This is a genomic window from Streptomyces sp. NPDC042002, from assembly GCF_055588305.1.
In genome coordinates this window covers 578692-591613 of sequence record NZ_JBVJCT010000001.1, presented here as the reverse complement: position 1 = coordinate 591613, position 12922 = coordinate 578692, and the positions used below count along the sequence as shown (strand labels likewise).

Below are 12922 nucleotides of genomic sequence, written 5' to 3'. Positions count from 1 at the left end.
CGGGTGCGGACATGGGACGTCGACCTCACAGCGGCGGGCATCACGTGACGGATTGCGACGATGCCCATCCGTTCCGTGACCCAAACGGGGGGCTCGGTCGTCCACGGGCTCCCTGCCCAAGGGCACGGCGCCACGCGTGGACCGGTTCAACTCCCCTGGCTTCTTTCGGAAGTCGCGGCCGCAAGTCATTGCTGGCCCGGTCGGCGGCGGGATAGCTTCGGCCTGCACCATTCCGTCATGCACCTGCCCGAGCACCATCCGTGTTCGGGCAGCTCCGTTTTCCGGATGATGTGGAGATCCCATGGCTCATCTGCGTTCCAGACGCCGTCTCGCCCTCGCCGTGCCGGTCGTTCTGTCGCTCACCGCCTCGCTCGGCTTCCTGCCGGGCGCCGCGTCGGCCACACCTCTCACCGCGCCCGCCGCGACGACCGCGGACGGGCCGAACCTCTCGTACGTGGTCAACACGCCAACGGACCACCGCACGATCGAGTCGGTGAAGAAGGCGATCGGCGCGGCCGGCGGCAGCGTCGTCATCGCCTACGAGCAGATCGGGGTGATCGTCGTCCACTCCGCGAACCCGGACTTCGGGCGGCGGATCCGGACGGTGCCCGGAGTGCAGTCGGCCGGTGCCACGCGCACCTCGGCGCTGAGCGCCGCGGGAACGACGGACGAGGGCGCGGTGCAGGTGCTGTCGGCCGCCGAGGCCGCCAAGGTCGCGAAGACCGCCGCCGCGGGCGAGGAACCGCTTGAGGCCGATCAGTGGGACCTGCGCGCGATAGGCGCCGACAAGGCGGCCGCGATCAACCCGGGCAGCAAGAAGGTGACCGTCGCCGTGATCGACGTCGGCGTCGACGACACCCACCCGGACATCGCGCCGAACTTCTCCGCCTCGCAGTCCGCCAACTGCGTGGGCGGCAAGCCGGACACGACGTACGGCGCCTGGCGCCCGGTGGACGCCGACCACTACCACGGCACGCATGTCGCGGGCGAGATAGCGGCGGCCCGCAACGGCATCGGCGTCGCGGGGGTCGCGCCCGGTGTGAAGGTCGCGGGCATCACGGTGGCCGAGCCCGACTCCACCCAGTTGTTCTACCCGGAGAGCGTCGTGTGCGCCTTCGTGTTCGCCGCCGACCACGGCGTCGAGATCACCAACAACAGCTATTACGTTGACCCTTGGCTGTACAACTGCGTCGACGACCCCGACCAGAAGGCCATCGTCGACGCCGTCAACCGGGCCCAGCTGTACGCCCAGCGGAAGGGCACGCTGAACATCGCCGCGGCCGGCAACTCCAACGACGACCTCGACTCGAACGCGCTGACCGACACGTCCAGCCCCGACGACTCGACCGCCACGACGCGGACGGTCGACCCGCACAAGTGCTTCGACATACCGACCCAGTTGCCCGGTGTCGTCACGGTCGCCTCGACCGGCGTCAAGGGCGCCAAGTCGTACTTCTCCAGCTACGGCGACGGTGTCATCGACGTCGCGGCGCCCGGCGGCGACCGGTACCAGATCCCGGACACGCCGTCGCAGAACGGCCGCGTCCTCTCGACGCTGCCGAACAACACGTACGGCTGGCTCCAGGGCACCTCGATGGCGACGCCGCACGTCGCCGGCGTGGCCGCGCTGCTGAAGTCCAAGTACCCCTGGGCGACGCCGGCCCAGCTCCAGATCCTCCTCAAGGCCCAGGCGGACAACCCCGGTTGCCCGACGGACCCGTACGACGGGAACGGTGACGGCGTCGTCGACGCGACCTGCGTGGGCGGCAAGCAGGTGAACGGCTTCTACGGATTCGGGATCGTCAACGCCCTGCGGGCGGTCAAGTAGCGCCTGCCGAAAGCCCGTGGCCCCGGTCGTCCTGTGCGGCGACCGGGGCCGCGCCGGCGCCGGGGCGCCTTCCATGTTGATCGCGTCCACGCTGCATAGTGCCGCTATGACGCATTCACCGATGGCCGTTGTGTGGGAGGAGCTGGGCGGAGACCCGGCGCTGCTCCCCCGGGTTTCGACCGTGAAGCGCGCGGGTGCGCTGGAAGCCCGGCTGCCCGTACGCGAGTTGGCGCGCGCCTGCGTGGGCGCCTGCGCGCTGGCGGCCGCCGAGTTGGGGGCCCGGCGGGCCGGGCTCGCGCGGGTGCCGCGGGTGAGCGTGGACGACGGCGCCGTCGCCACCGCCTTCGTCAGCGAACGGCATCTGCGGATCGACGGGCGCGCACCGGTCAGCTTCGCGCCGCTGTCCCGGTTCTGGCGGACCGCGGACGGCTGGGTGCGGACGCACGCGAACTATCCGCATCACCGGGCACGGCTGCTGCACGCGTTGGGGGCGGCGGACGACGCGACCGTCGAGGACGTGGCCGGGGTGCTCGCCGGGCGGTCCGCGCGGGAGATCGAGGAGACGGTGTACGCCGCCGGTGGGCTCGCCGTCGCGCTGCGCACGGCGAAGGAATGGGCCGCGCACGAGCAGGCTCTCGCCCTGGCGGAGCGGCCGTTGATCGAGCGGGACCGGGCTGCCGAGCGCGGTGGGCCGGCCACCGCGGGCGCGCGGACCCTCGCCCCGCTGCCCGATGGGAGCCCGCTGCTGCCCGCCGCCGGGGTGCGCGTCCTGGACCTGACCCGGGTCATCGCGGGCCCGGTCGCCACCCGCGCACTCGCCCTGCTGGGCGCCGACGTGCTGCGCGTGGACACGCCGCGGCTGCCCGAGGACCCAGACGCGCACGCGGACACGGGCTTCGGGAAGCGCTCGACGGTGCTCGATCTGGTGGCCGACCGGCGCGCCTTCGACGAGTTGCTGGCGGCGGCGGACGTCGTCGTCACCGGGTACCGGCCCGGCGCCCTGGACCGCTTCGGGCTCTCCCCCGAGGCGCTGGCCGGACGCCGTCCCGGCCTCGTCGTGGCACAGGTGTCCGCGTGGGGCGCGTACGGGCCCTGGGGCGGGCGGCGGGGCTTCGACAGCCTGGTGCAGGTGGCCACCGGGATCGCCGTGAGGGAGGGATCGCCGGAACGGCCGGGCGCGCTACCGGCGCAGGCTCTCGACCACGGCACCGGGTATCTGCTGGCGGCGGCCGTCCTGCGCGCGCTGACCGAGCGGGAGGAGCACGGCCGCGGGTGCGTCGTACGGCTGGCGCTGGCGCGGACCGCGATGTGGCTGACGGACGGGGTCGGAGAGGAGGAGGCGTCCGGCGCGGGGCCGGGCCCCGTGGCGGGAGAGCCGTACGACCGGCCGGACGCCTGGCTGTCCGAACGGGACAGCCCCCTCGGCCGCCTCGGCCACGCCCTGCCCCCGATCTCCTTCGCGGGCGGCCCCGCCAACTGGTCGCGTCCGCCGGGCCCTTGGGGGACGGACACCGCGCGGTGGGCGTGAGCCTCGCGCCCTCGTCCTCGAACACCGCACGGGTTACGGTGACTTGCCCGGATCTGTGACCGCTGGCGAGGATCGTGGGGTGGCGTTGATACGACCGACGGCCGAGGCGGCGGACGCGAGCGGGGCGGCGCGGCGGCGGGCCACCCGCCGGGCCGTCGCCGTCCTCGCCCTGGTGGCCGTCGCGGCCCTGATCCCGTTGCTCGGCCCGCGCACCGCGCTCACCGGCACGGGAGAGGCCCCGGCGCCCGGTGTGGGTGGCATCGCCCTGCTGCGGGCGGTGCTGTTCGCCGCGCTCTGCGTCCCCGTGGGGGAACTGTTCGCGGCCGGGCTGGCGCGCCGGGTGCCCGGTGCGCCGGCGGTGCGGGCGCCCCGCAGCTGGGCGGCGCCCGCGGCCGCCGCCGGGTTCGTCGTCGCGCTGGGCCTGGCCTCCGTCGTGGCGACGGGCAATCTGCTGCCGCACCGCCTCTCCGACCTGGACGTCGGCGGCCTGTACCGGACGCGGGACGGCAGGCTGGCGCTCGTGGAGGTCAACGCGTTCGCGGTGGCCTGGCTCTGCGCCCGCTCGCTCCGGCCCGCCGCCCAGGTGTGGCCGCCGGCCGTGGTGCTCCTGGCGGAGGCGCTGCGCGCGCATCCCGCGCCGGAGCACGACGCACTGATCGGCTCCGGTCTCACCCTCGTTCATCTGACGTGCGCGGCCCTGTGGGCGGGCGGTCTGCTGCACGTCCTACGACTGCTGCACGTCCTGCGCGCCGCGCGGGGCGGACCTAGCGGGGTGGGTGAGGCCGGGCCCGCACGGGACGGACCCACCGGAGCGGGTGAGGCCGAGGCGCGGTGCGGAACCACCACGGATGAGGCCGCGGCAGGTGAGGCGGGGGCCGCTCAGGGCGAACCCACCGGAGCGGACGACGCCGAGGCCGCGCGGGACGGACCCACCGGAGCCGACGAGGCCGGTGCCGCGTTGTTCGGGGTCTACGCGCGCGTGGCGGTCGTCCTGTTCGCGGTGATCGCCGCGTCGGGTACCTGGAGCGCGCTGCGCCGGATGCCGCCCGGCACGATCCTGGACCAGCTGACGTCGACGGCGTACGGGCGCACCCTGCTCGCGAAGGTGCTCCTCGTGGCCGCCGTCGCCGTACTGGCCCTCTGGGCGCGGCTGCGGCTGCGCCGCGCGAAGGACCCGCTCAGCGCCTGCTCCCCCGCGCGCGCGGAGATCGTGGCGCTGGCCGTGGTCGTCGCGGTGTCGGGCCTGCTGACGGCGCTCCCGCTGCCCATCCGGTGGTGAGCCCCGGACGGGCGGCGGGAGCGGGCAGCCGGATGGGGCGGCAGGAGGCAGCCAAAAGACGGCGAGCCCGTGGGTACCGCCCGGGCGTCAGTGGCTGACGAGGACCTTCAGCGCGGTCCGCTCGTCCATCGCCTTGTAGCCCTCGGGCACGCTCTCCAGTCCGATGGTCATGTCGAAGACCGGCGACGGGTCGATGGTCCCGTCGAGGACGTCGGGCAGCAGCTCGGGGATGTACGCGCGGACCGGGGCGACTCCGCCGCGCAGGGCGATGTTCCGGTCGAACATGACGCCCAGGTCGAGGCCCGTACCGCTGCCGTGGGGCACTCCGACGAAGCCGATGGCTCCGCCGTCGCGGGTGATGTTCACGGCCGTGCTCATGGACTGCTCGGTGCCGACGGCCTCGACGACACAGTGCGCGCCCTGGCCCCGGGTCAGCTCGCGCACGGCCTCGACGGCCGCCTCGCCGCGCTCGGCGACGACGTCCGTGGCGCCGAAGCGGCGGGCGATGTCGGTGCGCGCCTGGTGGCGGCCGAGCGCGATGATCCGCTCGGCGCCGAGCCGCTTGGCGGCGAGCACGGCGCACAGTCCGACGGCCCCGTCCCCGACGACGGCGACGGTCGAGCCCTTGCGGACGCCGGCGCCGAGGGCCGCGTGGTGGCCTGTGCCGAGGACGTCGGAGAGCGTCAGCAGCGCGGACAGCAGGTGGTCGTCGGAGGCCGCCTCCTTGGGCAGCTGGACGAGGGTGCCGTCGGCGAAGGGAACGCGTACGGCCTCGCCCTGGCCGCCGTCGTAGCCGACCGCGCCCCAGAAGCCGCCGTGCCGGCACGACGTGGTGAGTCCGTCGCGGCAGTACTCGCACACGCCGTCGGACCACATGAAGGGCGCCACGACCAGGTCCCCGCGCCTGACGCCGGTCACCGCGGAGCCCGTCTCCTCGACGATGCCGAGGAACTCGTGCCCGATCCGCTGGCCCGGCTGCCGGGCCGCCTCGCCGCGGTACGCCCACAGGTCGCTGCCGCAGATGCAGGAGCGCAGCACCCGCACGATCGCGTCGGTGGGCAGTTGCACCATGGGCTCGGGTACGTCCTCCACGCGCATGTCGAACGGGGCGTGGATGGTGGTGGCGCGCATGGCGAGGGTCCCTCTCGTGCGGAGCGTGGGCGAGATGCGCTCAGGGGGTGGTCGAGCGCATCTCACCGTACGCCGCCGCGGGCGCGCGTCGCGCGGCGAGGGGGCCCAGCACACCTTCGACCAGCAGGAACTGGGCCACGACGTACGTGAGCATGATCCAGAAGGCGGCCTTCGGCAGCTGCGGCCAGTCGGCGACGCCGGTGGCGATGAGTGTGTCCGAGAGCATGAAGAGCGCGCCGCCGAGCGCCGCGACGGGCCCGAGCCGTGTGGCCCCGTACGCCATCGCGGTCAGCAGGAGGCTGTAGCCCGCGACGGGGACGCGCAGGCCGGCCGGCAGACCGGGCCACAGGAGGACCACGAGGGCGACCAGGACGGTCGCGTACGCGCCGAGGAGCCGTGCGCCGCGCACCCGTGCCGTTCTGCGGAAGAGCACGATGTAGCACACGTGCCCCGCCGCGAAGGAGGCCATGCCGACGAGGAAGGCGGGGTCGGCGTCGGACATGAGCGCCAGGTCGCCGCACCAGCCGAGGAGCAGGGCCGCCACGAGGAGCCGGGGTGCGCCGCGCGCCCCCGCGTACGCGGCGAGCAGCGGCATCAGGAGCGGCTTGGCGACCTGGTGCCCGAGGTCGAATCCGGCGAGCAGCGAGAGGAGATCCACGGCCGCCGCGAGCGCGAAGCACACGAGCAGGACGCGCGCGGGGCGCGGGCTCACGCGGCGGCCTCCGTGACCGAGGTCCGCGTGGCCGGCTCCGTGACCGAGGCCTGCCCCGGAGGCTCCGTGACCGGGGTCTGCGCTGCGGCGGCCGGTGGCGCGGGCTGCCAGCCGGGGCCGCCGAGGAGCCGTCCGGCGCGCTCGCGCCAGTTCGCCGCCGCCCGCACGTCCCGGGCGATGGCGGAGTACTCGTGGGTGGCCACGCGCAGCGGGTTGTACGTGGTGATGTTCTTGGTGAGGCCGTAGACGGGCCGTTCGGTCTCCGCGACCCACGATCCGAAGAGCCGGTCCCAGACGATGAGGATGCCGCCGAAGTTGCGGTCCAGGTAGCCGCCCTGGGAGGCGTGGTGGACGCGGTGGTGGGACGGCGTGTTGAAGGCGGACTCGAACCAGCGGGGCATCTTGTCGATGCGCTCGGTGTGGATCCAGAACTGGTAGACGAGGCTCACCGACGAGCAGAACGCGAGCGCGGCCGGGTGCACCCCGAGGGCGACCATCGGGAGGTAGAAGGGCCACGACGTGAGGCCGGTCCACGGCTGGCGCAGGGCGGTGGTGAGGTTGAACTTCCTGCTGGAGTGGTGCACGACGTGACAGGCCCACAGGACGCGGATCACGTGGTGGCCGCGGTGGGACCAGTAGTAGAAGAAGTCCTGTGCGAGCAGCGTCAGCGGGATCGTCCACCACAGGACGGGCACCCGCAGCGGGGTCAGTTCGTAGACCGCCGAGTAGACCGCGACGATCGGGATCTTCCACAGGAAGTCGAAGAACAGGCTGCCGAGTCCCATGCCGAGACTGGTCGCGGCGTCCTTCGTCTCGTACCCCGCGGCGTCGTCGTCCGGATGGATCCGGACGCTCACCATCTCGATCACGGCGAGGAGCACGAAGGCGGGTATCGACAAGAACACGACATCGGGCAGGTTCGGCATGGGTGAACCGTAGATGCGCTGGTCGGCTGCGTACAGAGGCTGTTACCGACAAGTATTACCGCCGGTACGCGCTTGCTTCTCGGTGATCTCCGCCAAGGGCCGTCCCGCATCCGGCCGTACGGTCACACACGCGCCGGTACGTTCATACGCCCGCCGCTCCGAGCAGGGCTCCGGCCGCGTACGTCACCGCCATGGCGAGCGCTCCCCCGGCCGTGTTCCGCAGTACCGCGCGCCGTGGGTCCGCCGAGCCCAGCCGTGCGCTGCTCCAGCCGGTGAAAGCGAGCGCGGCCAGCACGGAGACCACGGTGACGCCGAGCCGCCAGGCCGCCGGCGGCAGCACGATCGCCAGCAGCGGCAGCAGGGCTCCGGCGGTGAACGCGAGGAAGCTCGCCCATGCCGCGTGCCACGGGTTGGTCAGGTCGTCGGGGTCGATGCCGAGCTCCTCGGACGCGTGGGCGCGCAGGGCGTCCCGCTCGGTGAGCTGTCCCGCCGCCTCGCGGGCCACCTCCCTCGACAGGCCGCGCTGCTCCAACAGCTCGGTCAGCTCCTCCAGTTCGGCCTCCGGCTGTTCCCTGAGCTCCCGCTTCTCCATGGCCAGGGCCGCCAGCTCCGAGTCCCGCTGGGTGGAGACGGACACGTACTCGCCCGCCGCCATCGACATCGACCCGGCGAGCAGTCCCGCGAGGCCCGCGGTGAACAGCGCCGCGCGGTCGCTGGTGGCCCCGGCCACGCCGACGACCAGGCCCGCGGTGGAGACGATGCCGTCGTTGGCGCCCAGGACGGCGGCCCGCAGCCAGTTCAGCCGCGAGCCGAGGGTGCCGCCGTGGGCCTCGTCGTGCGTCGGTTGCGTCACACGGGGAGGATCGCACCCCGGGGCCGGGGCCCGCCGTACCGACCCGGTGGTGCCCCGGTCCGCACGGGCCGGGAAGTCCCCGGCTGTCGGCGGCGCTCACCACACGCGCACCGAGCCTCCTCTCGCGAACGCCGGGCTCGTCGCGTCGGCGGGCGGGGTACCGAGCGGTTCGGCGATCTCGGCCACCGTGGGGCCGACCTTCGCGGCGATCTCGTCGAGATACGCCAGGTCGAAGCCGTAGACGCGGGCCGCGTTGCCGCCGGCCATGGCGGCGATCTCGGCGCGGGGCAGGCCCGCGTAGGCGATGCGCAGGCCCTCGCGGGTGTAGGGATGGGTGCCTTCGTCGTGCGGGTAGTCGCTGCCCCACATGATCTTGTCGAGGCCGATGCGGTCGCGCAGCGGCACCTCGTGGGGGCGCATGAAACTGGCCCCGACGAAGCAGTTGTCGCGCCAGACCTCGGAGGGGCGCTCGCCCATCGTCGCGGCCAGCCCCGCACCGAACTTCGACTCGGCGGTCGACGCGGTCGACGCCCTGCCCGCCGCCGCGACCAGCCGCCCGTGGTAGTAGTCCAGCATGTCGAGCACCCCGGGGATCCAGCCCGAGCCCTGCTCGGTGAGCACCAGTCTCAGGCCGGGGTTGCGGCGGAACGCGCCGCCGAACACCAGGTGCCACAGCGCCCGGTGCGAGAACCAGGTCGTCTCCACCATGTACACGGCGCGGGCTGCGGGTTCGTCCCCGAGCGGCGGCGAGGCGGAGCCCGCGTGGTGGTTCACCGGGACGCCCAGTTCGGCGCAGGCCGCCCAGATCGGGTCGTACGCCGACGAGTACAGCTCGGGCAGGCCCGAGCCGGGAGGTGTGCCGGGCAGCAGCAGGCCGCCCTTGAGGCCCGCGCCCGCTGACCGGTGGATCTCCTCGACCGCCGCGCCGACGTCGTTCAGGAGGATCTGGAAGACGCCCGCGCGGCGGCCGGGTGCCGCCGCGCAGAAGTCGGCGAGCCAGCGGTTGTGGGCCCGCAGGCCCGCCCAGCGCCGCTCGAACTCCTGCGCCGTCGGGGCCGGTGCCATCAGGGAGGCCGACGGGAAGAACGGCGGGATGGTGTTCGGGAAGACCACCTCCGCGACGATGCCGTCCTCCTCCAGCTCCGCGACGCGCCGCCCGGAGTTCCAGTTCCGGTCGGCGGTGTCGGCGAGCAGGTCCTCGTACGGGTTGACGTAACCGGCCGCCCAGGCGTCGAAGTCCTCGTGGTACCGGCGCTCCAAGTACGGCTTGTAGTCGAGGAGATCGGCGCCCGCGTGGCAGTCGGCGGAGATGACGGTGTAGCGGTCCTCGGCGGTCATGGGCTCACTCCCAGCACGGGGAAGTCGTGGTCCGTCAGCCAGTGGCGGCCCACCTCGCGGGAACGCGCCCAGGACGTCTCGACCGCCGACTGGTCCTCCGGCTGCCCCAGTTCGGCCGGGGTGGGGCCGATCCGCCGTGCGAGCGGGGCCAGTTCGCCGACGTCGAAGCCGAAGGCCTCGGCCGCCGCGAGGCCGAGCATGCGGCGGGTCTCCGCCACCGGGATGTCGTGGAAGGTCTTCGCCAGCCACGCCCGGGTGTCGGGCCAGGTGCCCTCGGGGTGCGGGAAGTCGCTGCCCCAGAGGATGTTGTCGACGCCGATCTCGTAACGCTGGGCGAGTTCGCGGCGTTTGGTGTTGGTCGCGCAGATGAAGACCTGCCGGTCCAGGTACTCGTGCGGGGGCCGCTTCAGCTCGGCGAAGGGCGACAGCTTCTTGCCGCCGTGCGCGCCGAGATAGAGCCGGTCCATGAACCACAGCAGGTTGGGCAGCCACCAGCAGCCCGACTCCGCGACGCCGAACCGGAGTCCGGGGTGCCGTTCGAAGGCCCCCGACCAGAGCAGGAACCAGAGCGGGCGCGCGGGCCACCAGGTGACCTCGGAGACGTAGATCCCCAGATGGTCGCCGTACTCGTGGCGCGGCGCGGCACCGGAGTGGGTGAGCACGGGCATCGCGCACTCGGCGGCCGCGGCCCACACGGGGTCGTAACGGCGGTCGTGGTAGGGCTCCTTGTCGACCCACATGGAGGGGATCATCAGGGCGCCGAGGCCGGACTCCTTGGCGCGGTACACCTCGGCGACCACGCGCCCGGTCTCGCCGGTGACCGGCAGCAGGGCCACCCCGCAGTGCCGTTCGGGGTGTTCGGAGACGAAGTCGGCGAGCCAGCGGTTGTGGGCCTGCGCGCCCGCCATGCCGAGTTCCGGGTCCTGGTCTCCGGAGAGGCCGAGGCCGACGCCGAAGGGCGCTGCGGTCCGGCTGTCCACGGCGTCCGCGTCGGGGAAGACGACCTCCGCTGCCACCCCGTCGCCGTCGAGCTCCTTGAGACGCTGCGCGGTGTCCCAACCGCCGCGCAGGCCCTCCTCGTTGTCGTGGAACCACTTGTCCGCGAACGCCTCGTTGCGGATGCCCAGGCGCGTCATCTCCTCGCGGCGCCGGCCCTGGCCCGCGAGGAACTCGTCGAAGTCCCGGTGGAAACGGGGGTCCAGATAGGGCCGGTACTCCTCGGTGGGGAGTCCGGCGTGGCAGTCGGAGGAGATGATCAGATACGGGTCCTGTTCGGTCACCGCGCCCCCTCAGTCGAGGATGAAACTTTCCAGGTACGACGGATCGGCCCGGTCGAGCATCGACTGCGACCGTGCCCGGATCTGCCGGTCGCTGTGCTCGCTCTCGGGCAGCAGCCAGAAGCGGTCCTCGCGGATCCCCTCGGCGACCAGGTCGGCGACCTGTTCGACGGGGGTGAACCGCACGTCGTGGCCCGCCTCCTTCATCGCGGCCTCCCACTGGCCGAGGCTGCGGTACGGGGTCCTGCGGGGCCGCTCCTTGGCGTACCGCGCGGGCCGGTTGCGGTGCGACTCCCACAGGCCCGTGCGGAGCATGTGGGGTCCGGGGAACAGCACGGAGGCGCCCACGCGTGCGTGCTCCGCCTTCAGATGTGCGTACAGCGACTCGGTCATCGTCACCACGGCCGCCTTGGTGACGGCGTACACGGAGGCGGTGGGCAGCGGGGCGATCCCGCCGTCGCCGGACGAGGTGTTGACGACGTGGCCCGGTTCGCCCGCGGCGATCATCCGGGGCACGAACGCCTGGATGCCGTGGAAGACGCCCCAGACGTTGACGGCGAAGGCCCACTTCCAGTCGTTCGGGTCGTGCTCCCACATCCGGCCCTCGGCGCCGGAGCCGACACCGGCGTTGTTGCACAGGACGTGCACCGCGCCGTACGTGGCGTACACGTCCTCGGCGAGCGCGACGACCTCGGAGCGCTCGCCGACGTCCACCACGCGCGCGTGGACGTCGGCGCCGTCCTCGCGCAGCTCCGCGGCGGCCTTCTCCAGGGCGCCCTCCTCGACGTCGGCGAGGACCACCTTCAGTCCGTCGGCCGCGAACCGCCGTGCCATCGCGAGCCCGATGCCGCTCGCCGCGCCGGTGACGACGGCGACCCGCCCTGCGCGCAGTTCCATCAGACGCTCCCCTCGGGCGGCCCGTCGAGGATCTGGCTCGGATCGTCGTAGCGCTGGTGGATGTACGGCAACAGGGCCCGGCCGCTGACGCGTTCGGCGACCCTGCCCGTCTGGTCGGTGGTCTTCTCGCCGATGGTGATCTCCACCAGCCGCCGTACGGGAAGGTCGGCGACCGGGTCGTACATCGACTCGCGCAGGACGACGTCCCCGGTGACGCGCTCCAGTTTGCGGACCTTCTCGTTGCGCACGCAGTGCACGAGGACCGGGTCGGCGTCGAAGCCCGAACCGTCCACCGCGGGAAGGAACTTGAAGTAGAAGTCGGTCTTCCGCGCGGGTTCGGGCAGCGGGAGGGCCCCGCTCACCGCGCCGCGCACCTCGACGAAGGCGATGCCGTGCCGGGCGAGCACGGCGCGCACGACGAGACCGTCGCGTTCGACCGTCACCTCGCCGAGCTTCTTGGGCTCCCCGAAGACCTCGCGGCCGCCGACCAGGGCCCGCTCGTGGGTCATCGGCATGACGAGCGGATACCAGCCCTCGACGTCCTCGTGCGCCGCGGCGACGGCGAACGAGCCCGCGCCCAGCGGATATCCGGGCAGATCGACCTTGCTGATGTTCACCCGCACCAATGGCCGTGCGGTGGGCTTCAGCGGGGGCGGCAGGACCGCCGCGACCGCGTCGGGGTCGCTCTCCCAGACGGCCACCACACCGGTGGACCAGATGTCGGGGAGGCTGGAGCTCGCGGCGCGCGAGGCGGCGATCTCCGCCTCGGTCCGTGCGCCGTACCTCACTCGTGCCATGTCCGTACCGCCCTTCGTAGGCGCTACCTGCTGGGGCGCGCAGCACGCTTGCACCGCGCGGGCGAAAGGTCCATAGCCATGCGCCGACCGATCGACCCCACCGACCCGTTCCTGAAGCCCGCCGCGCCCCGGCTCCGTCGCGAACTGCCCGTCGGACCAATGAAGTTGCTGGCGCTCGGTACCGATCGACGGGAGGACTCCGTGAAGGCGCTGCTTCAACTGCCGGCCCGGCGGACGCCACTGCCGCCGCGGGACCGGGACGATGTGAAGCTGCTGCCGGCCCACGCGCCCACCACACTGGAACGGCTGCCCGCGGACATCCCCGTCCGCGAGACGAAGGCCCTGGCGCTCGGCAG

General features: G+C 73.1%; 11 protein-coding genes. 3 read left to right on the top strand and 8 right to left on the bottom strand.

Annotated elements, in window-relative coordinates; genetic code table 11:
• The first annotated feature begins 301 nt into the window (after nt 1-301).
• From ACZ6KY_RS02575 to ACZ6KY_RS02565, 3 genes are all read left to right on the top strand, one after another.
• Complete coding sequence (locus ACZ6KY_RS02575) at nt 302-1828, top strand: S8 family peptidase (protein ID WP_469308446.1); 1527 nt, start codon at nt 302-304, stop codon at nt 1826-1828.
• A gap of 106 nt (nt 1829-1934) precedes the next feature.
• Nucleotides 1935-3356 (top strand): CoA transferase, encoded by a 1422-nt coding sequence (locus ACZ6KY_RS02570; RefSeq protein ID WP_469308445.1) that lies wholly within the window; start codon nt 1935-1937, stop codon nt 3354-3356.
• Nucleotides 3357-3435: 79 nt separating this feature from the next.
• Complete coding sequence (locus ACZ6KY_RS02565; RefSeq protein ID WP_469308444.1) at nt 3436-4635, top strand: CopD family protein; 1200 nt, start codon at nt 3436-3438, stop codon at nt 4633-4635.
• Between the two features lie 87 nt (nt 4636-4722).
• Here the strand turns inward: ACZ6KY_RS02565 and ACZ6KY_RS02560 are convergent, their stop codons facing one another.
• The 8 genes from ACZ6KY_RS02560 to ACZ6KY_RS02525 all read right to left on the bottom strand — a co-directional run bounded on the left by ACZ6KY_RS02560 (nt 4723) and on the right by ACZ6KY_RS02525 (nt 12566).
• Complete coding sequence (locus ACZ6KY_RS02560; RefSeq protein WP_469308443.1) at nt 4723-5766, bottom strand: zinc-dependent alcohol dehydrogenase family protein; 1044 nt, start codon at nt 5764-5766, stop codon at nt 4723-4725.
• Nucleotides 5767-5806: 40 nt separating this feature from the next.
• Nucleotides 5807-6478, bottom strand: coding sequence for a lysoplasmalogenase (locus tag ACZ6KY_RS02555; protein ID WP_469308442.1), 672 nt, complete (start codon nt 6476-6478; stop codon nt 5807-5809).
• Nucleotides 6475-7404 (bottom strand): sterol desaturase family protein, encoded by a 930-nt coding sequence (locus ACZ6KY_RS02550; RefSeq protein WP_469308441.1) that lies wholly within the window; start codon nt 7402-7404, stop codon nt 6475-6477. The genes ACZ6KY_RS02555 and ACZ6KY_RS02550 overlap by 4 nt, the downstream gene beginning before the upstream one ends.
• Before the next feature lie 142 nt (nt 7405-7546).
• Nucleotides 7547-8257 carry a VIT1/CCC1 transporter family protein gene (locus ACZ6KY_RS02545; protein ID WP_469308440.1) on the bottom strand — a complete coding sequence of 237 codons (711 nt, stop codon included), beginning with the start codon at nt 8255-8257 and terminating at the stop codon, nt 7547-7549.
• A gap of 96 nt (nt 8258-8353) precedes the next feature.
• Nucleotides 8354-9595: an amidohydrolase family protein gene (locus ACZ6KY_RS02540; RefSeq protein ID WP_469308439.1), complete on the bottom strand. Its 1242-nt coding sequence runs from the start codon at nt 9593-9595 to the stop codon at nt 8354-8356.
• Nucleotides 9592-10875, bottom strand: coding sequence for an amidohydrolase family protein (locus ACZ6KY_RS02535; RefSeq protein ID WP_469308438.1), 1284 nt, complete (start codon nt 10873-10875; stop codon nt 9592-9594). The genes ACZ6KY_RS02540 and ACZ6KY_RS02535 overlap by 4 nt, the downstream gene beginning before the upstream one ends.
• 9 nt (nt 10876-10884) lie before the next feature.
• Nucleotides 10885-11769 carry an SDR family NAD(P)-dependent oxidoreductase gene (locus ACZ6KY_RS02530; RefSeq protein WP_469308437.1) on the bottom strand — a complete coding sequence of 295 codons (885 nt, stop codon included), beginning with the start codon at nt 11767-11769 and terminating at the stop codon, nt 10885-10887.
• A complete protein-coding gene (locus ACZ6KY_RS02525) occupies nt 11769-12566 on the bottom strand; it encodes an acetoacetate decarboxylase family protein (protein WP_469308506.1) in 798 nt (265 codons plus the stop codon). The genes ACZ6KY_RS02530 and ACZ6KY_RS02525 overlap by 1 nt, the downstream gene beginning before the upstream one ends.
• Between the last annotated feature and the right edge of the window lie 356 nt (nt 12567-12922).